Below are 21083 nucleotides of genomic sequence, written 5' to 3' on the forward strand. Positions count from 1 at the left end.
TCGGACCTGGCATGATTTGTGACTAAGGTTCTCGCCCGGACGTTTGCAGGCGGGCAGGGGGGGGGAACTTGAATAGGGTCGATCAGGTCCGGCACATCTCTGAGGCTGGAGTAGCGGCGCTTGCGCCGGTCCAGGACTATCTCGCCGACCTGCATGCGCGCGTGTCGGAAGTGACCGGCGGCCGCCCGGCCGACTACATTCCCGAACTCGGCAAGGTCGATCCGTCCCTGTTCGCCATCGCCACGGTGGACGGCCAGATCTACGCCGTGGGAGACGCCGACTTTCCTTTCACAATCCAGTCGGTGTCGAAGCCCTTCATGTATGGCTACGCGTTGCAACATTACGGCCGCCTGCGGGTGCTCGAGCAGGTGGGGGTGGAACCGACCGGCGAGGCGTTCAACTCGATCGTGCTCGACGAAGTGGCCAACCGGCCGTTCAACCCCATGGTCAACGCCGGCGCCATCGCCATCGCCGAGATGATGCAGGGCGACACGCAAGACGAGCGGGTCGCCAACATGCTCGACCTATTCTCCGGCCTTGCTGGCCGCAAACTCGGCATCGACAACGACGTGTTCAACTCTGAGCTTGCGACAGGGCACCGCAACCGGGCCATCGCCTACATGATGCTCAACACGGCGATGATCGAACGCGATCCCAACGAGGTTCTCGATCTCTACTTCCGCCAATGCTCGGTGAACGTGACGGCTTGCGATCTCGCCATCATGGCCGCCACGCTGGCCAATGACGGCAGGAACCCGCTTACCGGCAAGGCGATCTACGATGCGCAATATGTGCGCGACATGCTGACGGTCATGAACAGCTGCGGCATGTACGATTATGCCGGCGAGTGGGCCTATGAGGTCGGCATGCCGGCCAAGAGCGGCGTGTCGGGTTGCATCATCGCCGTCATCCCCGGGCAGATCGGCATCTGCGTCTACTCGCCGCCCATCGACAAGCAGGGCAACAGCGTGCGCGGCATCCGCGTCTGCCAGGAAATCTCCAGCGAGTTCGAGCTACACGCGTTCAACAACCGCACCAACGTTAGGAGCGTGATCCGCCGCGACTACCGCGCCGACTTGGTGCGTTCGAACCGCCTACGCACGCCGGAGGAGCGCAAGATCTTGGCACAGGAAGGCCGCAAGGTGGCGGTGCTGGAGGCCCAAGGGGCGCTGTTCTTCGGCTCGACCGAGCAGCTCCTGCGCAAGCTCGCGCAGCTCGCCAAGGACTCGCGTTATGTGATCGTCGACTTCAAGCGTGTGCATCTCGTCGATACGTCGGCGCGGAAGCTGATCGTGCGCGCGGCGCGATCCATGGCCGGAAGCGAGGCCGAACTCGTATTCGCCGCGATCGGCGACGACGGACCGCTCGACCGCCTGACCCGGGCGCTCGCAGAAAACGAACAGGCGCATCGCGTCCGCCTGTTCCGCGACGCCGATGCGGCGCTCGAATGGTGCGAGGATCAGCTTTTGGCCGGGGCAGCGCACGGCTTCGGCACGAAGTTTTCGGTCCCGGAGATCAATCTGTTCAAGGGGCTCACCCCCGCCGAATGCCGCCTGGTCGAGTCCATCATCAGGCCGCTCGTGTTCGAGAAGGGCGATGTCATCATGCGCGAAGGCGACGACGCAAAGCTGTTCTTCGTGCTCGCTCGCGGCACCGTCAGCGTCGAGATCAAGGTGCATGGGTCGAACGGCCGGAAGAAGCGCGTGGCCTCGATCGGACCCGGCCTCACCTTCGGAGAGATGGCGCTGCTCGATGGCGGCAAGCGGTCAGCCGACGTCATCGCCAACGAGAGGGTGATCTGCTACGGGCTCGGCGTCGAGGAGCTGCAAGATCTAGCGGCCACGCATCCCAACGTGATGATCACCATTCTCTCCAACCTCACACGCGAATTCTCCGAGCGCCTGCGCCACGCCAACGACGAGATCGCCGTCCTGGAGTAGCGGCTAGGCCGCGGGCGCAGGCGTGCGCGTTACGCGCGGCTCGTTGGACGGGGTGAGAGGCACGTTCAGCTCGACATAGAGGCCGCCTTGCCGGAAATCGACCTTGGTGTCGCCGCCGAGATTGTGGCGAATGCCCTTGTCGATGAGCTGCATGCCGAAGCCGCTGCCGCGCCTTTGGTGAGTCACCGGCACGCCCCGCTCCTCCCAGACCAGAAGCAGGCGATTGCCGCGCGCCGTCTTCCAGCTCACGCCGAGCTGGCCCGCGTTCTGGGATAGCGCCCCATATTTCACGGCATTGGTGGCGAGTTCGTGCAGGGTCATGGCGAGGATGGAGGTGGACTGCGGCGGCAGCAGCACGTCCGGTCCTTTGATCAGGACCTTGGGACCGCCCTCTCTGCGATAGGGATCGAGCTCGCGCTCGACCATGGCCTTGAGGCTCGCGCCCGACCACTGGGACTCGAGGAGCAGATCGTGCGCCCGGTGCAGCGCCTGGAGCCGTTCGGCGAGGGTCTGGGCCATGGCCTGAGCCGGCTTACTGGTCGCCTGACGCAGACTCGCCTGCACCAGCGATTGCACGATGGCGAGCGCATTCTTGACCCGGTGGTTGAGCTCGCCGACGAGCATGGTCTGGCGCTGTGCCGTGCGCCTCCGTTCGGTGACGTCGCGGAACACGAGCACGGCGCCGGCGAGGGAGCCGTCATAGCCGATAATGGGAGCGCCGCTGTGCTCGACGGGCAGTTCCTTGTCGTCGCGGGTGATGAGCAGAGCGCCGGATTCGAGCCGCGTCACCTCGCGCTCGCGCAGCGCCTTGAGCGCCGGGTCGTCGACCGGCTTGCGCGTGACCTCGTCGATCACGCGGAACACTTCCCAGATGGGGCGCCCCCTCGCCTGCGCCGCGCTCCACCCGGTCATCTGCTCGGCGACCTTGTTGAGAAGCAGCACGCTGCCATTGGGGTCGGTGGCGATGACACCGTCGCCGATCGAGCCGAGCGTGGTCGACAACCATTCGCGCTGGCCGCGCAGCTCCATGAGCGCCGCGTTGCGGTCGTGGTCGGCGCGGCGCACGGCGCCGATCGTGGTCCAGGCGAACACCGCAAGCACGATGATGCTCGCCACGGCGAAGATGGCCAGCGTCGCCGCGCTGTCGTAGAGGGTCTGTACCTCGGCCTGACGCGCAAACCAGCCGATCACGAGCGGCAGAATGAGGATGCCGGGCAGAAGCCGGCGCAACATCTCTCCCGCCGGGGAGCGCTCGACGATGGCCGCGGCGATACCGTAGTCCGGAGAGGCGGCAAGCAGGCCGACGGCCAATAGGAATGCGCTCACCGCGCCATAGACCGACATCGAGGTGAACGGGAACGGGTAATAGTAGGTGGCGACCCCGTAGGCGTAGCCGGCAAGCACGATCAGGACCTGCGCAAGCATGACGAGCGCGATAAGCTGGCTGAAGGCGGAGAGCGCCTTGCCTCGCTTGGCGTAGAGCAGCGCCAGCCCAAACAGCACGAGCGACCCGGTGATGCCGGGCGCCGCCCGGATCTCCGATGGATCTAGCGACATCGCATTTGCCGGAAGCAGTAGCTGATCGAGGCCGAGATCGAGCCCGAGCGCGTCGAGCCCCAAGGCCAACAGGCAGGTGGCGACAAGCACGAATCCTATCACCCGGGCGAGCAGCTGGAGACGCCTGAAGGTGAAGCACAGGAGTCCGAGTCCGGCGAGAATGATGCCGAGGGCGGCGTTGGGGGTGGTGCCGGCGAGGCTCGGCAGGGCGGCCTCGAGACCCGGCACGATGCGGAGCCACATGGCCAGCACGATCTCGCCGATGACGCACACGAGCACCGCCGCGAGCCGGGCAAAGGCAATGGACAGCCCCGCCCCACGCGAGGCAGGCAGCGCTATTTTGGTTGAGGCTTGCGTCACTCGCCTTCCTCGCCCGGACGCCCGGCAAAGCCCGGACGCGGCACAGGCGCTCCTCGGCAGAAGGCCGCTAAAATGGTCCCTATGAGTCCAGTTCTCCCACCCTCTTGCGCGATGTTATAGCCTAGCCCCCAGACACCCGATAGCCATTCGGCTGAACCTTGCGTGGCGAACGGCCGCGTGGCCGTAACGTTTACTGAAAAGGGAAGTGCAAACATGCCTCTAGCTGACGGCCCCCAGTCTTCAACGCGCACCGAGACGGATTCGTTCGGGCCGATCGAGGTTCCGAGCGACCGTTATTGGGGGGCGCAGACCGAGCGTTCGCGCCAAAACTTCAAGATCGGCGGCGAAACCATGCCGAAACCTCTGATCCGCGCCATGGCCATGGTCAAAAAGGCCGCGGCGTTGACCAATCTCGAGCTCGGCCTGCTCGACAAGACCTTGGCCGAGGCCACCGCCGCGGCGGCGGACGAGATCATCGACGGCAAGCTCGACAGTCATTTCCCCCTGGTAGTCTGGCAGACGGGATCCGGCACCCAGACCAACATGAACCTCAACGAGGTGATCGCCAACCGCGCCAGCGAGATGCTGGGCGGGGCGCTCGGCAGCAAGAAACCGGTTCATCCCAACGATCACGTCAACCTCGGTCAATCCTCCAACGACACGTTTCCGACGGCCATGCATATCGCTGCCGCCGAGGAAATCGCCTATCGGCTCAATCCAGCGCTTTCCCGCCTATATCAGGCGCTGAAGGACAAGGCTGAGGCGTTCCAGGACGTGCTCAAGATCGGCCGCACCCATATGCAAGATGCGACCCCCCTCACTCTGGGCCAGGAATTCGGCGGCTATGCGGCGCAGATCGATCACGGTATCGAGCGGCTGAAGCTGTCTTTGCACGGGCTCTACGAACTCGCGCAAGGCGGAACGGCGGTGGGCACCGGCCTCAATACCAGTCCGCTATTTGCGGAAGCGTTCGCCGCAAAGATTGCGGCGATGACCAAGCTCCCGTTCGTGAGCGCCGAAAACAAGTTCGAGGCGCTCGCCTCGCACGACGCCTTCGTGTTCGCGCACGGGGCGCTGACCGCCGTGGCCACCTCGATGTTCAAGATCGCCAACGACATCCGCCTCCTCGGGTCGGGGCCGCGGTCGGGTTTCGGCGAGCTGTTGTTGCCGGAGAACGAGCCAGGATCATCGATCATGCCCGGCAAGGTGAACCCGACCCAGTGCGAGGCGGTGACCATGGTGTGCGCGCAAGTCATCGGCAACCAGACCACCGTCAGCTTCGCCGGCAGCCAGGGCCATCTCGAGCTCAACGTGTTCAAGCCGGTGCTGGCCTACGCCGTGCTGCAATCGATCCGCCTGCTCACCGACGTCGCACACAGCTTCACCGACAATTGCGTCATCGGCATCGAGGCCAATCGCGAGCGCATCAAGGAACACATGGAGCGCTCGCTGATGCTGGTGACGGCGCTCGCGCCGCATATCGGCTACGACAAGGCGACCGAGATCGCCAAGCATGCGCACAAGCGGGGTTCGACCTTGCGCGAGGCCGCCGCGCGGCTCGGTCATGTGACCGAGGAGGACTTCGACCGGCTGGTGCGGCCGGAGGATATGGTCACGCCGAAGCGGTAGGCGCCGCACCCTCACGCATGGCCAAGCCTCGCAACAAGCGCTCGCTCACTATCGCCAGGCACCGCACATCCGTGTCCCTGGAAGAGCCGTTCTGGATGGCGCTCTGCGACATCGCCAAGGCGCAAGGGAAGTCGATTGCATCACTTGTGAACGAGATCGACAAGGGACGCGGCGAGAGGAGCCAAGCAAGCCTCTCGGCGGCGATCCGCCTTTATGTGTTGGAACAGGCGCGCGGCGTGGGCGGATCGACTTAGCCGCCGCCGAAGATCCCGTAGCCCTTCTTCCAGTCGTCAGGCCGCGCGCGGCGGCGATAGCGCTTCGGCGGGGGCGCCGGTGCAGCTTCCGCCGCTTCTTCGTCCGTTTCGATCGCCGCGGGATCGACAAGCGTCGGATCGGTGCCGACGGTCGCGGGATCGACGAGCGTCGGATCGGCACCGGCCGTCGCGGGATCAGCCGAGAGAATGTCGCCGATGGGATCGAGACTCGTCGCCTCCGGCGCGACCAGGGGTACGGCAGCGGTCTCCCCTGACGGGGCGAGCGGCGGCGGCCTGGTATCGGCAGGGAATCCCATGGCTGCGGCAGCGGCCTTTTCCTTCGCGACGCGCTCGGCGGCAGCCTTGGCTTCAGCCGCAGCCATGGCCTCTGCCGCGGCCTTCTCTCGGGCAGCCTTCTCGGCGAGAGCTTTTTCGGCAGCGGCCTTGGCGGCGGCGGCCTTGGCCTCGGCTTCGATCTTCTCACGCGCGGCGCGCTCGGCGGCGGCTTTGGCCTCCGCCGCGGCCTGCTCCTTGGCGGCCTTCTCGGCGGCAGCCTTGGCCTTTGCCGCAGCCTTCGCCTCGGCGGCGGCGCGCGCTTCGGCGGCAGCCTGCTCCTTGGCGGCCTTGGCGGCGGCGGCCTTGGCCTCGGCCTCGACCTTCTTCCGGGCGGCGCGCTCGGCGGCCGCCTTGGCCACGGCCTCGGCCGTCTCCTTGGCGGCCTTCGCGGCGGCGGCCTTCGCCTCGGTGGCGGCCTTCGCTTCCGCGGCGGCTTTGGCCTCGGCGGCAGCTTTGGCCTCGGCAGCAACCTTGGCCTCTGCGGCGGCTTTCGCCTCGGCTTCCGCCCTCTCCCGCGCCGCCTGTTCAGCGGCAACTTTGGCCTCGGCGGCGGCCTTGGCCTCCGCCTCTGCCTTCGCTTCCGCCGCAGCCTTCTCGGCGGCGGCCTTGGCCTCGGCGGCGGCCTTGGCTTGGGCTTCGGCCTTCTCGCGGGCGGCCCTCTCTGCGGCCTCTTGAGCCGCAATCGCCTCGGCTTCGGCGGCGGCTTTCTCGGCGGCAGCCTTTTCCTCCGCCGCCCTTCGCGCCGCCGCAGCCGCCGCGGCGTCTTTCTCGACCGCCTGATCCTCCGCCGGGGCCGTCTGACCGGTTACGTCAAGCGTCTCGAGCCGCTCCACGTCCTCCTGCATGCGCTTCAAGGTGAGATAGCTCTCGATCGCAGCCGTATCGATCGCGGGTGTCATCGCCGCCGCGCGATCAAGCGAGCCGGCGAAGACCAGGGTCACCGGCGGCACGTCCGCGTTGCTCTTGCCGGTGAGCCGCATCAACCATTCGCTGTCAAGCTTGAGGCTCGCAAGCTCCATGTAGGCGTTGACCTCGGTCGCGGCGTCGGCTGCGGCAAGGGTCGTGGGCGTGAAACGCAACGTGCCGTTCTTGACGTCGAAGGCGAACTGCGCCGGCGCATAGTTGTAAATGCCCTTGGTCACGGTGTCGCGCACGGTGCGGGTGTCCGCGGCGATCTCCTCCTTGGTGGCCTTGACCTTGGTGTTGGCCGCGGTCGCCGCGACCCGCTGCAAAGGCCCGGGGTTCAGGGCAAGCAACATGCCCGCGCCGAGATCGAGCGTTCCCGTCCCGCTAAGGCCAGCGACGACGCCGGGCGGGCTCAAGCCTTCGCCCTCGACGGCGAAGGCCACGTCGAACGGACCCTTGGCAAGGATCGCGCCCGCCATCGCTTTCGACAGGCTTTCGAGCTTACCGCCTTTGAGGCTCGCCTCGGCGGTCAACCCAGCGCCACCTCCGCGCGGCGACAACACGCCCGACGCCGTGAATTCGCCGCCGAACAGCTCGCCCTCAAGGCCGGTGACGGAAAGGCCGCCATTGTCGACCCGCGCCGTCAGGATCGCGTCCGTCATCTGGAAGGGCGCGCCAAGCACGAGCGTTCTGGCCTTCAGGGTGACGTCGCCTTCGGCGTTCTCGATAATGCCGAGGGCAAAGCCGCGAGCGGGCCATACCTCGGTCGCCGCGCCGGCGCCGACCGAACCCAGCATCTCCTCCGTCGACGGCGTCCGCTCCCAGGCGACCAGCGGTCCGAGCATCGCCGGCAGTGATAGGCGATCGGCATGGGCGGCAATGTTGAAGTTGGTCTTGCCCTCGGCAAATGCGAAATGGGCGCTGCCGTCGACCGCATCGCCGGCAACCTTGGCCTTGACGGTGGTGAGGTCGACGCTGCCGCCCTCCTTCACGACATCGGCGCTCAGCTCCAGGGGCACGCCAACTGCGCTCGGCGGCGCCTCGATACCGGTCAAGGGCAGAGCGAGACTCGCATCCTCGGTGACGACCGAGCCGTGTCCTTTGAGCGCGATCCCCTCCTCGCGCAGCGCTCCCTCGCCTTCGAAGGCAAGCTGAATCGCCGCCGTCTCGAGCGCCGCGCGGCCGGTGAGCTTCGCGTTCGGCACGCCGTTAAGCTTGACCGTGAGCGTCCCTTGCGAGGCGGCCGCGGCGAGGCGGTCCTGCGGCAGATCAGGGAACAGCAGCACGAGCGGCGCTTGCGGTCGCTCGCCGGTGACAGTGCCGTCGATGTCGATGTCCGCATCGGCAAGCTTGGCGGGCGAACCGGTGGCGCCGGCCGCAAGCGAAATGTCGGAGCCGCCGGCCCGACCGCTCAGTTCGAGCGAGGTCTTGGTCGCGTCACCCTCTGCGCCCGCGACGAGACCAGCGCGGATGTCGAGGGGCGCCAGCGCCGACAGGTGCTTTGACTTGCTGACTTCCGCGGAGAATCCCAAAAGGTCGGTGACCACGCGCAGGCTGTCGGTGGTCTGGGCTTGCAGCGACACATCCACGCGGCCGGCAGGCGCGTCGGCGAGGCTGGCGATGCGTCCCTTGCCGGACAGCACGATGGCGCCGGGCGCAAGGAACTCGAGCTCCTCGATGTCGAGGGTGCCTTCGATAAGGGCCAGCTGCGCATCGAGCTTGCCGGAGGGAATGCCGGGCAAGAGTAGCTCGCCGACCTTGAAGGTGGCGCGGATGTCGTCATCGTGCAACTGCGTGAGGAGGCCCGGGCCGGCGTCCTCGGACGCCGGCGCCACGCCCCCGTTCGCCGCGCGCCATGAGCGCCAGATCGGGCCGTCGCCCAGCATCTCGCGCAAGTCGAGCCGGTCGCTCTCGAGGTTCACCTCGATCAGGTTTCTGGTGCCGGCCTGATAGTGCAGGCGGCCGCGGAACGCCGTGCCGCTCACTTCGCCGAGCCCGTCGGCCAGCTTGAGCTCGCCGTCGCCGACGGTGGCGAAGGCGGAGAAGGAGAAATCGCCGACCGACGCCTGTCCCGTCATGTCGCGGTCGCCAGCGGCCCAGCGCGTGAGCGTCCGCAAGCTCGAGCCTTCGATCTCGACGGGCCCGGCGAAAAGCGGGCCGAAGGCGCCCTGCTTCAAGCGTCCCGACGCCGTGATGCGATTGCCGCCGGGCAGCACCGCGTTCAGACGCTCGATGGAGACGCCACCATCGTGTGCGCCGAGCTCCATATCGAGATCGCCGATGAGATCGCCGCCGATGCTTGCTTGATCGATGTCGAGGGTGAGCGTGCTCCCCCTCACCGCGTCAGCCTCCATCAGCACCCAATCGGCGAACATGTACAGCACGGCGGCTGGAGACGGCCGCTTGCCGCCGGCCGGCGCGCCGAACATCGCATCGACGTCGATCCATCTTGCCGCGAGCTTGCCGTCAGCCTTGAACGGCTCGCCAAAGTCGAGGTCGAGGCTGCCCTTCAAGATTTGCGGGCGGCCTTGGGCGTGAATGGTGAGATCGAAATCGGGAAGCTCGGCGCGGTCGGGCGTGGCTTTCAGAGCGCCCTTCAATTCGACGAACGAGGCGGCGTCGCGCGGTCCGCCCGGCGTGACCTGGTCAGGCTCGGGTGATGCTTCTTCGGCCTGGTCCGCCTCGGCTCCGTTCGCGTCGGTCACCTCGGGGGTCGGCTCCGCCGCTTCGGCCGTGAGGTCGGTGACGCGCATGACGATGTTGCCGTCATAGGCCGGCGTGCCGCCAAGCCCCGTCACGCCGCCGTCGAGCTGGTAGAGCGTGTTGCGTTCGGGATCGCGCAGCGCCGCCTTGAGACGGAAGGCGCCCGCCGCATCCATAACGCCGGTGGAGAAGCGGAGCGCCTGGCGGCGCCCTTCGAAATCGTAATGCGTGATGACCTTGTACGGCCCCGACAAGGACGCCGCGCTGGCCTCGCCATCGATATTGGTGAAGACGAATTTGCGAACGCCGTCCTTGACGATCTCGATGGTGCCGCCGCTCACGTCGACGGAGTCGAGCAGCACGTCCTTGGGGGCGAACGGCACGGCGACGCCAGGACGTCCGACATCGCCCCAATTGCCGGTGCCGTCGGCCTTGACCTCGAGCCGCAGGACGGGATCGACGATGGCGAGCTGATGCGCTTCCACCGAGCCCGAGAGCAGCGTCCCGATATCGAGCCGCGCCTCGAAAGACTTCGCCTCCAGGAACGGCTCATCGAGGCTGCCGTCCTCGTTCGCCACCTTGACGTCGTCGAATTTCAGCTGCGGGGCCGGCAGTAGAGTGAGATGCACCTTGCCGCCGACCTTTACCTCGCGGCCGAGCAGCTTGGTCGCCTGCGTCTCGAATACGTGGCGGTAGTCGTTCCAATCGATGAAGAGCGGCGCGGCGAAGAGCGCGCTCAGCACCAGAATGAACAGCGCTGTCAGTGTCAGCAGAAGCGAGTTCACCGTGTCTCTGCCTAAGGCTCGGTTGCGGACGCGTTATCCCGCGGCAAAGCGACAGGGATTGCGCAGCAGTCCCGGCGCCCGCAACGCGTTGTCATGGTAACGCAAAAATCTTGCCAGGATTGAGGATATTCAGCGGATCGAGCGCCTTTTTTATGGCAATCATTACGCCGACACCGAGGCCATGCTCGGCGGCCAGGTAGTTAATCTTGCCCTGGCCAACCCCATGCTCCCCGGTACACGTTCCCTCGAAGGCAAGCGCCCGTGCCACCAGCCGGTCGAGGAATTCCTGGACCCTTAGGCGTCCGGCGGCGTCCGCCGGGTCAATCAGGGGCATGACGTGGAAATTCCCGTCTCCCACAGCGAGCGCGGAGATGGGCACGCAGACGTCGGTGGCGATGAGGTCGGCGCCGGGCTTCAAGGCCCGTACCGCCCAATAGGCGTCGTGACGGGCCTGCCAGAGCCTGGTGCGGTCCTCCTGGCGCTCGGCCCAGCGCAGCTCGCCGCCGCCCTCCGCTGCGGCAATAGCGGCGAAGGTCTCCACCTGCTCGCGGGCGCCGGCCTCGGTGCCGTGGAACTCGAGGAACAATGTCGACGATTCAGGCAAAGTGAGGCGCGAATAGGCATTGCAGGCGCGCATTTGCACCTCGTCGGCAAGCTCGATGCGGGCGAGCGGCACGCCCATCTGAAGCGCGGCGATGGTGGCGTTGCAGGCGCCCTCAAGGCTGTCGAAGGCGCACACGCCGGAGAGGATAGTCTCGGGGATGCCGTAGAGCTTGAGGGTCAGGGAGGTGATGATGCCGAGCGTGCCTTCGGAACCGACGAGGAGGCGCGTGAGATCGTAGCCCGCCGACGATTTGCGGGCCCTGCCCCCGGTGGTGACCACGCTGCCGTCGGCGAGCACGGCGGTGAGGCCGAGCACGAGGTCGCGCATGGTGCCGTAGCGCACGGCGTTGGTGCCGGAGGCGCGCGTCGCCGCCATGCCGCCAAGGCTCGCGTCGGCGCCGGGGTTGACGGGAAAGAACAGACCGGAGTCGCGCAAATGATCGTTGAGCGCTTTCCGCGTGACGCCGGGCTCGACGATGCAATCGAGATCGGCGTCGTGCACGGCGAGAATCCTGTTCATGCGGGAGAGATCGAGCGAGACGCCTCCATAGGGCGCGTTGAGGTGACCTTCGAGCGAGGTGCCGGTGCCGAACGGGATCACCGGCACGCGCGACGCCGCGCAAGCCTTTACTACTTCGGCCACCTCTTCGGTGGTCTCGGCAAACAGCACGGCGTCGGGGGCTTGGACCTTGAGCCAGGTCAGCGTGTTGGCGTGCTGCTCGCGTAAGGACTGGCTGCGCGAGAACCGTTCGCTGAAACGTGAGCCGAGCGCGGCGAACAGCGCCTCCTTGGCCTCGTCCGCCGGGTGCTCGCCCGCCTTTGCCATGACCGTGGGCATGGCGCGATTCTATAGGCGCTTCGTTGCCAAATTGAGAGGAGTTTTGCCGATCAGACCTGCACGACGCCGATCACCGCGGCGTAGTGGCAGCTTGCCGCCGACAGCACGAAGCCGTGCCAGATGGCGTTCTGATATGGCAGCCGGTCCCACAGATGGAACACCACGCCGATGGTGTAGAGGATGCCGCCGATCATGAGCAGCACAAGAGCGGCGCCGGGCAGCGCGGCATGCAGCGGCTCCCATGCGGCAAGCACCGCCCAGCCCTGGATCAGGTAGAGGGCAATCGAAACCTTTCTAAGGAGTCGCGGGAAAAAGAGTTGCCCGACGATGCCGACCAGCGCAATGACCCACACCACGGCGAGCAGGGTGAGCCCCCAGGGATTGCTCATCTTGATGAGGACGAACGGGGTGTAGGTGCCGGCGATCATCAGAAAGATCGCGGCGTGGTCGAGACGGCGGAAGACTTCCTTGAGCTTCGGCCGAACGGTGAGGTGGTAGCCCGCGGAGCACCCGAACATCGCGACAAGGCCGAGCCCGTAGATCACGAGGGCCACGATCCACAGCGCGGTTCCGGTCTTGATGGCGATGATCAGGAGCGCAATCAGCGCCACCAGGCTCGCCGTGACGCTGACGGCGTGAATGCACCCGTCGACCCAACGCTCGCCGAGCGTATATTGCGGAAACACCGCGCGGTGTTCAGTCTTGCTCATCACCGGCCTCAAAGCTCCAACTCAAACAGACAATCACCAAAATCAGCTTACCAAGGGATATGGCGGCGGTGAGGCGTGGCATCCAGTCACAACAATGCGACGCGCCATCGCACGGTTCCCTCAAGGAGACCTCGAGAGACCCGGCGATGACGACGCGGGTGAGAATTTGGGGATATTAGTTGCCGCAGGCGACGGCGCCGGCGGTGCAAACGAACGGCACCACGACGCCCTTCCAGCACTGAGAGTAGGTCTGGGCGGTGACGACGTCAGGCTTGAGCAGCATGTCCCGGGTGACGACGGGACGCACCGACTTCCAGAACGGGTCCGGCGTCACTTTCCGCGCGCGTAGGTTCACGTATTTCCAGCCGTATCGGCGCTTGAGCGCGTTGGCATTGTCGATGGCGTTCTGATGGGCGGCCCGCGCCGCCGCCGTCTTGGAGCTGGCGCTGTTGGTGGCGACGATCAGCTGACATCTGGCCGCGGCAGGCTCAAATGTGCCCGCAAGAATCCCCGCGGCTCCGAGCAACACCAAAGCCGTCTTCGAAAAGCGAAGCATGCAGACCTCCAAACTAAGATTGGCCTCGAGCCCCGGAAGCGAAACCGGCCGGGGCTGACCGAGGTACCTTGAGACTAGCTAGTTGCCGCAGACGGCCGAGCCGGTGGTGCAGACCACGGGAACGACGACTCCGGTGAAGCAGGTCGTATAGAAGCGGCCGGTTACAATGTCGGGCTTGAGCCAAGCATCTTTCGGGACGCCAGTCGGCCGGACGGCCTTCCAGAAGGGATCGCCGGTCACGCGCCGCGCGCTGAGGCTCACATAGCTCCAGCCCTTGGCGCGCTTCAGCTCGTAGGCGCTTTGCAGGGCCAGTGACTGAGACATCTTGGCGGCGGCGGCCTTGGACGTGGAGCTATGCGTGGCCTTGACCAGCTGGCAGGCCGCCTCGGCCGGCTGAACAGCCATGAATGCAAAACCCGCGATCCCCAATACCGCGGCACCCATCCTCAAAAATCGAAGCATTTTCCCATCTCCCAGCTCATCTAGCGTGGACGTCTTTTTGGCAGTGCAATTTGACAACCGCAATCGCCCAAGCAGGCTTGTCATACGGATTTTTGTCGATGCGGGCTTTTTGGCAACTGAAAATTGCCGCGGCCCTGAGTCATCCAGAGCTTACTCCTCGTCGTCCATCTTGCAGGGAGGCCCCTCGGGACAGGCGCCCGGCCGATGGCGGGTGAAATCCTTCATGAGGACGCCGCTCGGGTCCGTCTGGTCTTCCCCGGACTCCTCTGCCTCGTCTGGTTTGGCGTTGGTAGGGGGAGCCGGCGGGGCAGTTTCGTCAGGGACGGCGCTCGCGGCTCCCTCAGGGGCCTGGCCGGTCTCGCCGGCATAGATCGGGGTCGGACTTCCGCAAATGAAGAGCCCCAGCAGGGTGGCGGCGAGGACCGTTCTCATGGCCCTGAGTTTCCTTCTTGTTGTTCCACGCACATCGTCTTGGCGAACTCGGCGAGCCGAGCGAAGCGCGGGTCGGCCTCTACGGCCTTGGCGACCTTGTCGAAATCCTCGAACGCGTCCGGCTGCTCGAAGTTCTTCCTTATTCTTGCGATGTAGCTTTGGACCTCGGGGTATTCATAGGCTTCGACGATAAAGGCGCCAAAATAATGGCCGATCAACTCCCCGCTGAGCGCCCCCCGCTCCATAAAAAGCCCGAGATCGGAGAAGAAGCCAAGATACTCGTTGATCTGGAGATGGCTGAACTTTCCGCCATCGCCCTTGTAGAGCTTCTCGCAGGACTCAACGGCGTTGGCGATCTTGAGGTAAGGCTTCTCGCCGGAATAGAACTCGCGATAGAGGTCCCGGCTGAGCTGAATCTCCTCCGACTGGTGGGTTAGCTCCGCCGCCTTGTAGTGGAGTGCCACCACCACGATCTGGGCGATCACGAAGCTCACAATGCCGAAGATCAGCGCCACCCATTCGCGGCTTAAGAGGCCTCTGTGCCATTGTTTCTCCACCTCTGCGGCGGCGGCCTCGGCGCTTGCCACCGCGTGATGTTTCAGGCGAAGGTTAGCTGCCTTTTTCAATGCGCTCCCCGCTATTCGACGCCAAAGCCTGCCGCTTACTTGCGATATCCAAGTCACGCAGGCGGCGAATCTTCATAAGGCAGCGGCTCGGCAAAGCCTAGCCGGTTTGCTGTGCCAGTCCGGCTGGACCTATCTTTTCCGACTTGGCGGGGTGATATAGTTCCTTGAGACATGGCTAAGATTCGCGCCACCGCAGCCGAGGCTGCCCTGCCGTCCCCTGAGGAAGATCAAGAGCACACCGAGGCGCTGCCCCTGTCGCAGCGGGCGATGCGCCGGCGCCCTGCCGACTATCTCGATGCTCTGAACCCGGAGCAGCGGGAGGCGGTGGAGACCCTCGACGGGCCGCTTCTCGTGCTGGCCGGCGCCGGCACCGGCAAGACGCGGGTGCTCACGACGCGTATCGCCCATATCCTGAGCCAGGGCCGCGCCTGGCCATCGCAGATCCTCGCCGTCACCTTCACCAACAAAGCAGCGCGGGAGATGAAGTCCCGGGTGAGCGAGCTGATCGGCGGCGTGGTCGAGGGCATGCCCTGGCTCGGCACGTTTCACGCCATAGGCGTCAAGATCCTGCGCCGCCACGCCGAGCTGGTCGACTTGAAGCCGTCCTTCACCGTGCTCGACACCGACGACCAGATCAGGCTGCTCAAGCAGCTGCTGGAAGCGGAGAACATCGACGAGAAGCGTTGGCCGGCGCGGCTGCTCGCCGCCATGATCGACGGCTGGAAGAACCGGGGGCTTACCCCGAAGCGCGTGCCCGAGGGCGAGAGCTTCGCCTTCGCCAACGGCAGGGCGCGCGACCTTTACGCACTTTATCAGCGGCGGCTCAAGGATCTGAACGCCGCCGATTTCGGCGATCTTCTCTTGGAGAACTTGCGCCTGTTCCAAGAGCATGTGGACGTGCTCGAAAAATATCAGCAGCGCTTCCACTTCATGCTGGTGGACGAGTATCAGGACTCCAACGTCGCGCAATATCTGTGGCTGCGGCTCCTCGCCCAAGGCAACGGCAATATCTGCTGCGTCGGCGACGACGATCAGTCGATCTATGGCTGGCGCGGCGCCGAGGTCGACAACATCCTCCGCTTCGAGACGGACTTTCCGGGCGCCAAGATCATCCGGCTCGAGCGCAACTACCGTTCGACCGCGCATATTCTCGCGGCGGCCTCGGGGCTGATCGCGCACAATCAGGGGCGACTCGGCAAAACCTTGCGCACCGACGACGACGTCGGCGAGAAGGTCATCGTCGAAGGTTGCTGGGACGACGAGGAAGAGGCACGGGTCATCGGCGAGGATATCGAGCAGCTCCAGCGCCAGGAGCATTCGCTGAACGAGATCGCCATTCTGGTACGGGCGAGCTTCCAGATGCGCGCCTTCGAGGATCGGTTCATCACGCTCGGCCTCGACTATCGCGTGATCGGCGGCCCGCGCTTCTACGAGCGCCAGGAGATCAGGGACGCCACCGCCTATTTCGAGGTGACCTTGAACCCGGCGAACGATTTGAAGTTCGAGCGCATCGTCAATACGCCGCGGCGGGGCTTGGGCGAGGCCACGTTGAAGTCGCTGCATCAGCTTGCGCGCGCCAATGGTGTGCCGCTGATGCAGGCGGCGCGGCTCATCGTCGAGACCGAGGAGCTGAAGCCGAAGCCGCGCAAGGCGCTCGCCGACCTCGTCGCCGATTTCGACCGCTGGCGCGTGTCGATCGACACCATGCGCCATACCAAGCTCGCCGAGTTGATCCTCGATGAGTCCGGCTATACCGGCATGTGGCAGGCGGAACGCTCGCCGCAGGCGCAGTCGAAGCTCGAGAACCTGAAAGAGCTGATCCGCTTCATGGACGAGTTCGACACGCTCGCCGGATTCATGGAGCACGTGTCCTTGGTGATGGACGCGCAGACCGAGGAAGGCACCGACCGGGTCAATCTCATGACCCTGCACTCGGCCAAGGGGCTCGAATTCGACACGGTGTTCCTGCCCGGCTGGGACGAAGGCCTCCTGCCCCATCAGCGGAGCCTCGATGAGTCGGGCCGCTCAGGGCTCGAAGAGGAGCGCCGCCTCGCTCATGTCGGCATCACCCGGGCGCGCAAGCGCGTAAAGATTACCTTCGCCCAGAACCGGCGCAATCACGGCATGTGGCAGACGGCGCTGCCGTCGCGCTTCATCGATGAACTTCCGGTCGACCACGTGACGGTGGCCGAGGACAAGGGCTTGCGCGGCTATGGGCCGAGCCGGTTCGATAGCGCGGAGAATTTATTCGCGTCCGGCTTCTACGAGACGCCGGGCTGGCAGCGCGCGCAGCGCAATCGCCCCAAGAGTGGCGCGCCTTCTGCGCCGCGGCGCGAGCCGCTGACCATCGAAGGCACCTTGGTCGCCGCGAGCACGGCGGAAGGCGCCGGCCTCGATGTGGGCGAGCGAGTGTTCCACCAGAAGTTCGGCTATGGCCGGGTGGCGCAGGTCGACGGCAACAAGCTCACCGTCGATTTCGAGAAGGCGGGGCGCAAGAAGGTGGTGGACACGTTCGTCGAGCGGGTGTGATAGGCGCCCCTGTGCGTCAGGCTTTGGTCAATTCCAGCCTAGGCTCGATGGCGGGAAAGCCGCGCTTCCATACGGTCCACGCGCCCGTTAAGAAGGCCGATGCTCAGTTCGATTGAGCTGACGCGCATTTTCACGTCCTGCATTTCCGCTTTGATATCGCTGACGTCACCGCGGATCGCACGGAGATGCTCAAGGCACAAGGCTGTCGGCGTCGTCGGCCATGGCTCATTAGACCATCGCAGCGAAAACCTACCAAGAAGCCACGCGTGCTTCGGAACCCGGCACTTGAGCGATGAGAACAAAACGTGTACACGGGTCCCGTCGTTCCAGAGGGAGATGGACATGCGTGCCCTAGTCGCCGGTTTTCTAGTACTTTTTTCGCTTTCCTTCGCGTCGCTCGCCGTGGTGACGGCCACCCTCGCCCAGGAGGGCTGTAGCTGCAAAGGGTGCGGCTGCAAAGGCGGACCGGGCTGGCGCGGGCCGGAAGGGACCTGCGTCTCCCAGACCAAGCTCGCGTCGATCTGCGGCTCGCCGGCCGGCGCGCCATGCGTCCACGAGGCGGCGGTGCAAGTCTGTTTCGCCAGGCCGTTTGGCGAACCCGCCCGGGACACCCAGACCCAGACGCAATAGCCGCAAGAAGCAAGGTCGAGCGGGTCGGGACGCGCTCTTGCCTCACACGACCCGCTCGACGCTCTGTCAGTCCGCTGCCGAAACCCGTTGGGGATTAGCAGACCCAGACATAGCTACAGCTCAGGCTGTTGCAGAGATACTCGTAATGGCAGAAGCCTTGGTAATTGCGCGAGGCGGGTTTGGCGGCACTGCGATTGGCGCTGTAGCCGTCGGCTTCGACGACGATGGCATCGACATCGTAATACGCCGGCTTTCCGTCGGTGGATTTTCCTGACGGATCGGCGACAGGCGCGTCGATATCGGCCAGCAATTTCGCGGCAACCATGAGCATGTCGGAATCCTTGGCGGAGCGGCCAAGGATAACGAGGGCATTGGCGACACCGGCCTTGGATTGACCCTCGGCGATTTCGGCCGCGCTCATCTTCGGCTGATCTTCGGCTAGTGATTTCAATGGGATTACGGCAGTCGCCACAAGCGCGGCGATAGCGAGGGCAACGGATGGTGCATGCATGAAGGGTCTCCGGGCTGAGATAAACGAAATTTTGCTGCTTGAGAGCAGAACAAGCCCGGGGGAGCGGACAAACTGCCTCGCCGACGCTCGTCTGCTCCCAACTCTCCTCCGACGTGGTGGAAAGTCGAACGAACTGTAGGCGGGGGAACGGCCGAGCGAACTACCCAAATGGGTAGTCTTGAACTTTGTTTGCGCGCCTGCGGAGCTGTCGCCTGCCAAGGAGCAACTCCCGCCTAAAGCAGGAAGTCGCCTTTGCCGAGCGCGGCGACCTTGACGAGAATCTCGAAGTCGGCCTTGCCGTCGCCATTCGTGTCGCCCTGGACGATGACGGTCGCGCCCTTGTCCTCGTAGCGGAGCTCGCCCTTCTTGTCGTGGAAGTCGCTCTTACCGATCCAGTTGAATTTCTGATTGCCGGAGACGCCCGTCTTGGCGTCGATTCCCTCTAGGTCGATGGTATCGGAGCCGCGCTGGAAGTCCTGGATGACGTCGCGCTTCGAGCCGGGCAGCGAGTCCTTGATGGAGTTGAAGTCGAAGATGTCGGCGTCAGGGCCGCCGAACAGGGAATCCTTGCCGCGGCCGCCCCTGATGGTGTCGTTGCCGGAGTCGCCATTTAGCGTATCGCCGCTATTGCCGCCGATCAGCGTGTCGTTGCCCGCCTCGCCATTGACTTCGCCCGACGTCCCGCCGGCGCCATTGAAGGTATCGTTGCCCTGGCCGAGGAACAGCTCGCCATTGATTTTCCCTGAATTGCGAACAGTGTCGTTGGCATTGGGGGCTTGGTAGAGAATCGCACCCTGCACAGTGCCGCTATTGTTCAGCGAGATCGCTCCGCTAATGGTGTGGATGGCGAGGGAGAAGCCTGTGATCGTGCCTGCGGCGAAGTTGTCGATGGTCGTCGACAGTCCTGCAGCGGTATCGACGCGAATGCCGTCGAAATCCGATCTGATGAGCCCCGAATTGAGGATTATGCCGCCCTCGGAGCTGGAGCCCGCATAGACCCCGCCATCCAGTCCGTAAACTTCGCCGCTATTGTTGAGCACCACGTCATTTGAATTAAAGCCAAACTGGACGCCGTAGCCCCCAGTGCCCATGACGGTGCCGAGATTGGTGACGGTCTCGCCGTTGGCGCCCAGAAAAATTCCAGCGCCGCCGCCGACAATGTTGTGGCCGGCATTGTTTGTGATCGCGCCGCCCGAGCCGAGAAAACTGACCCCGGAGAAATAGCCGTAGATATTGCCGTTGTTGATCAGCGCGCTCCCGATCTGATCGCTGAAGACCCCGTTAGTCTGCTGCGACACTACTTGGATCCCGAAACCAATGATCCAGGTTTCCCCGGGAAGTGTGAAGCTGAGGCCTGGATTTGCCCCCTGGAAGATGTCGGTGGTTACGGTGCCGCCCATCGCGGACTCCTTCGGTGGAACGCCGTCCAGTAGGCACGTACCTCGCTCCTGACGGGGCCCGGTGTCATCACTGGAACCAATGATGCGGTGGGAGTATTCTTGCCTCGCGGCTTCGAAGACCCGGGCTGACCTCTGAGGCCGCCCGATCGGGCAAGCCCCCGGGGCCCTCTCGATGGCAGCGCAGCAACGCGCCGATCTCATCGCCGATATCTACGAAGCCGCCCTCGATCCCGAGTCCTGGCCGGGGTTTGCCGCGCCTTTCGCCAAGGCGCTCGACCGGCAGACCGCCTTCTTCTGGATCGGCGATGCAGGGCGCATCACCCAAGGCGCGACCCACGGCCTGCCGGCCGATGCGATGAGCCGCTACGTCGCCTATTTCAAAGAGGTCGATCTGTGGGGGGCGGCGGCGATCGATCGCAGGCTGTCGCTCAAGGCCGCCATGGGTTCGGAGCTCGTGCCGCACCGCCGCTTCATGAACAGCGAGTTCTATTTCGACTACGCCAGGACGTACGACACCGTCGACGCGGTCGGCGGCCTTGTCCCCCTCGGGCGTGGGCGGATCGGCGTGCTCGGCGTTCACCGCCAGACCCGCGGTCGCCCGTTCGAGCCGAGTGATACGGCGCGCCTGGAGTCGCTCTTGCCGCATCTCCAGCGCGCGCTGCAGCTGAAGGAAAGATTGAATCTTTCGGAGGCGTCCGACGTGGGGCTCGCGGCCCTCGATGCGCTCGCGTTCGGCGCCATCGTCTGCGATGCGGTAGGCCGAATCCTTTTCGCCAATGCCGCCGCGGAGGGAATGGCTGCGGCCGGCAACATTCTTCTCAGCTCGCATGGGCTGTCCACGCCCTACCCGGAGGAGAGCCGACGCCTTGCAGGCTTGATTCAGGATGCCGCGTGGGGCGGGGCCGGAGGCGGAATCGTGTTGAGAGGGCGTGGCAACACGCGCTTGTTCGGCCTGGTAGCGTCTCTGCCACGGCGGTTCGCCGAGGAAGGTGGACACGCGCTTGTCACCATCAGGGCCGCCGCCGCGCGCCCCCACATAGGCCCGTCGACGCTGAGGCTTATGTTTGGGATGACGCCGGCTGAAGCCGAGGTTACCCTGGCGCTGCTCTCAGGCTGCACGTTTGCCGAGATCGGCATGAGGCGGAGCGTTTCGGAAAATACCCTTCGGACGCAGCTCGGGAGCATCCTGCGCAAGACCGAGACCGCCAATCAGCGCGATCTCGTGCGGCTGCTTAGCCTCTTGCCGCCAATGCCGCTCGACTGAGCATGAACGATATTCGCGTGAACTCCGCGACCAACGCTCGACGCGGCAGCCG

General features: G+C 65.1%; 16 protein-coding genes. 6 read left to right on the forward strand and 10 right to left on the reverse strand.

The annotated features are described in order from the left end of the window. Window positions 1-68 precede the first annotated feature (68 nt). On the forward strand, window positions 69-1940 hold the full coding sequence (glsA, locus tag ACRECX_RS06895) for a glutaminase A (protein ID WP_431558087.1): 1872 nt from the start codon (window positions 69-71) through the stop codon (window positions 1938-1940). A gap of 3 nt (window positions 1941-1943) precedes the next feature. On the opposite strand, the gene ACRECX_RS06900 is transcribed toward glsA, so the two are convergent. After that, on the reverse strand, window positions 1944-3857 hold the full coding sequence (locus ACRECX_RS06900) for a sensor histidine kinase (RefSeq protein ID WP_431558088.1): 1914 nt from the start codon (window positions 3855-3857) through the stop codon (window positions 1944-1946). Window positions 3858-4070: 213 nt separating this feature from the next. Here ACRECX_RS06900 and fumC point away from each other — a divergent pair, with 213 nt between their 5' ends. Both fumC and ACRECX_RS06910 read left to right on the forward strand, forming a co-directional pair. Next, window positions 4071-5486, forward strand: a complete 1416-nt coding sequence (gene fumC, locus ACRECX_RS06905; protein ID WP_431558089.1) for a class II fumarate hydratase — start codon at window positions 4071-4073, stop codon at window positions 5484-5486. A 17-nt stretch (window positions 5487-5503) separates the two neighbouring features. Further along, the gene (locus tag ACRECX_RS06910) at window positions 5504-5740 is read left to right on the forward strand and encodes a ribbon-helix-helix domain-containing protein (RefSeq protein WP_431558090.1); all 237 of its coding nucleotides are present in this window, start codon (window positions 5504-5506) and stop codon (window positions 5738-5740) included. On the opposite strand, the gene ACRECX_RS06915 is transcribed toward ACRECX_RS06910, so the two are convergent. The 7 genes from ACRECX_RS06915 to ACRECX_RS06945 form a co-directional block, all read right to left on the reverse strand. After that, window positions 5737-10470, reverse strand: coding sequence for an AsmA family protein (locus ACRECX_RS06915; RefSeq protein WP_431558091.1), 4734 nt, complete (start codon window positions 10468-10470; stop codon window positions 5737-5739). The genes ACRECX_RS06910 and ACRECX_RS06915 overlap by 4 nt on opposite strands. Window positions 10471-10561: 91 nt before the next feature. Continuing rightward, window positions 10562-11911, reverse strand: coding sequence for an FAD-binding oxidoreductase (locus ACRECX_RS06920; RefSeq protein WP_431558092.1), 1350 nt, complete (start codon window positions 11909-11911; stop codon window positions 10562-10564). A gap of 50 nt (window positions 11912-11961) precedes the next feature. Beyond that, complete coding sequence (gene trhA, locus ACRECX_RS06925; RefSeq protein ID WP_431558093.1) at window positions 11962-12621, reverse strand: PAQR family membrane homeostasis protein TrhA; 660 nt, start codon at window positions 12619-12621, stop codon at window positions 11962-11964. A 175-nt stretch (window positions 12622-12796) separates the two neighbouring features. After that, window positions 12797-13177 carry a hypothetical protein gene (locus tag ACRECX_RS06930; protein ID WP_431558094.1) on the reverse strand — a complete coding sequence of 127 codons (381 nt, stop codon included), beginning with the start codon at window positions 13175-13177 and terminating at the stop codon, window positions 12797-12799. A 78-nt stretch (window positions 13178-13255) separates the two neighbouring features. Continuing rightward, entirely contained in the window at window positions 13256-13582 is a 327-nt protein-coding gene (locus tag ACRECX_RS06935; protein WP_431558095.1) for a hypothetical protein, read from the reverse strand. Between the two features lie 207 nt (window positions 13583-13789). Next, entirely contained in the window at window positions 13790-14071 is a 282-nt protein-coding gene (locus ACRECX_RS06940; protein ID WP_431558096.1) for a hypothetical protein, read from the reverse strand. Further along, the gene (locus tag ACRECX_RS06945; RefSeq protein WP_431558097.1) at window positions 14068-14697 is read right to left on the reverse strand and encodes a DUF4760 domain-containing protein; all 630 of its coding nucleotides are present in this window, start codon (window positions 14695-14697) and stop codon (window positions 14068-14070) included. Before ACRECX_RS06945 ends, ACRECX_RS06940 begins: the two co-directional genes overlap by 4 nt. 171 nt (window positions 14698-14868) lie before the next feature. On the opposite strand from ACRECX_RS06945, the gene ACRECX_RS06950 reads away from it, so the two are divergent. Beyond that, window positions 14869-17226 (forward strand): ATP-dependent helicase, encoded by a 2358-nt coding sequence (locus ACRECX_RS06950; RefSeq protein ID WP_431558098.1) that lies wholly within the window; start codon window positions 14869-14871, stop codon window positions 17224-17226. 342 nt (window positions 17227-17568) lie between these two features. Next, entirely contained in the window at window positions 17569-17856 is a 288-nt protein-coding gene (locus ACRECX_RS06955; RefSeq protein WP_431558099.1) for a hypothetical protein, read from the forward strand. Between the two features lie 94 nt (window positions 17857-17950). On the opposite strand, the gene ACRECX_RS06960 is transcribed toward ACRECX_RS06955, so the two are convergent. Together ACRECX_RS06960 and ACRECX_RS06965 are read right to left on the reverse strand one after the other, a co-directional pair. After that, entirely contained in the window at window positions 17951-18277 is a 327-nt protein-coding gene (locus tag ACRECX_RS06960) for a hypothetical protein (protein ID WP_431558100.1), read from the reverse strand. A 323-nt stretch (window positions 18278-18600) separates the two neighbouring features. Next, the gene (locus ACRECX_RS06965; RefSeq protein WP_431558101.1) at window positions 18601-19767 is read right to left on the reverse strand and encodes a calcium-binding protein; all 1167 of its coding nucleotides are present in this window, start codon (window positions 19765-19767) and stop codon (window positions 18601-18603) included. A 172-nt stretch (window positions 19768-19939) separates the two neighbouring features. On the opposite strand from ACRECX_RS06965, the gene ACRECX_RS06970 reads away from it, so the two are divergent. Next, window positions 19940-21031, forward strand: a complete 1092-nt coding sequence (locus ACRECX_RS06970) for a helix-turn-helix transcriptional regulator (protein ID WP_431558102.1) — start codon at window positions 19940-19942, stop codon at window positions 21029-21031. The last annotated feature ends 52 nt before the right edge of the window (window positions 21032-21083 follow it).

It is taken from the genome of Methyloceanibacter sp. (genome assembly GCF_050726195.1).
Taxonomy (GTDB): domain Bacteria; phylum Pseudomonadota; class Alphaproteobacteria; order Rhizobiales; family Methyloligellaceae; genus Methyloceanibacter.

Bases quoted from the DNA above. Each gene is read 5' to 3' on its own strand.
- fumC (WP_431558089.1), top strand. From the start codon at position 4,071: ATGCCTCTAGCTGACGGCCCCCAGTCTTCAACGCGCACCGAGACGGAT.
- ACRECX_RS06910 (WP_431558090.1), top strand. From the start codon at position 5,504: ATGGCCAAGCCTCGCAACAAGCGCTCGCTCACTATCGCCAGGCACCGC.
- ACRECX_RS06920 (WP_431558092.1), bottom strand. From the start codon at position 11,911: ATGCCCACGGTCATGGCAAAGGCGGGCGAGCACCCGGCGGACGAGGCC.
- trhA (WP_431558093.1), bottom strand. From the start codon at position 12,621: ATGAGCAAGACTGAACACCGCGCGGTGTTTCCGCAATATACGCTCGGC.
- ACRECX_RS06930 (WP_431558094.1), bottom strand. From the start codon at position 13,177: ATGCTTCGCTTTTCGAAGACGGCTTTGGTGTTGCTCGGAGCCGCGGGG.
- ACRECX_RS06935 (WP_431558095.1), bottom strand. From the start codon at position 13,582: ATGGCTGTTCAGCCGGCCGAGGCGGCCTGCCAGCTGGTCAAGGCCACG.
- ACRECX_RS06940 (WP_431558096.1), bottom strand. From the start codon at position 14,071: ATGAGAACGGTCCTCGCCGCCACCCTGCTGGGGCTCTTCATTTGCGGA.
- ACRECX_RS06950 (WP_431558098.1), top strand. From the start codon at position 14,869: ATGGCTAAGATTCGCGCCACCGCAGCCGAGGCTGCCCTGCCGTCCCCT.
- ACRECX_RS06955 (WP_431558099.1), top strand. From the start codon at position 17,569: ATGCGTGCCCTAGTCGCCGGTTTTCTAGTACTTTTTTCGCTTTCCTTC.
- ACRECX_RS06960 (WP_431558100.1), bottom strand. From the start codon at position 18,277: ATGAGCGCGGCCGAAATCGCCGAGGGTCAATCCAAGGCCGGTGTCGCC.
- ACRECX_RS06965 (WP_431558101.1), bottom strand. From the start codon at position 19,767: ATGGGCGGCACCGTAACCACCGACATCTTCCAGGGGGCAAATCCAGGC.
- ACRECX_RS06970 (WP_431558102.1), top strand. From the start codon at position 19,940: ATGGCAGCGCAGCAACGCGCCGATCTCATCGCCGATATCTACGAAGCC.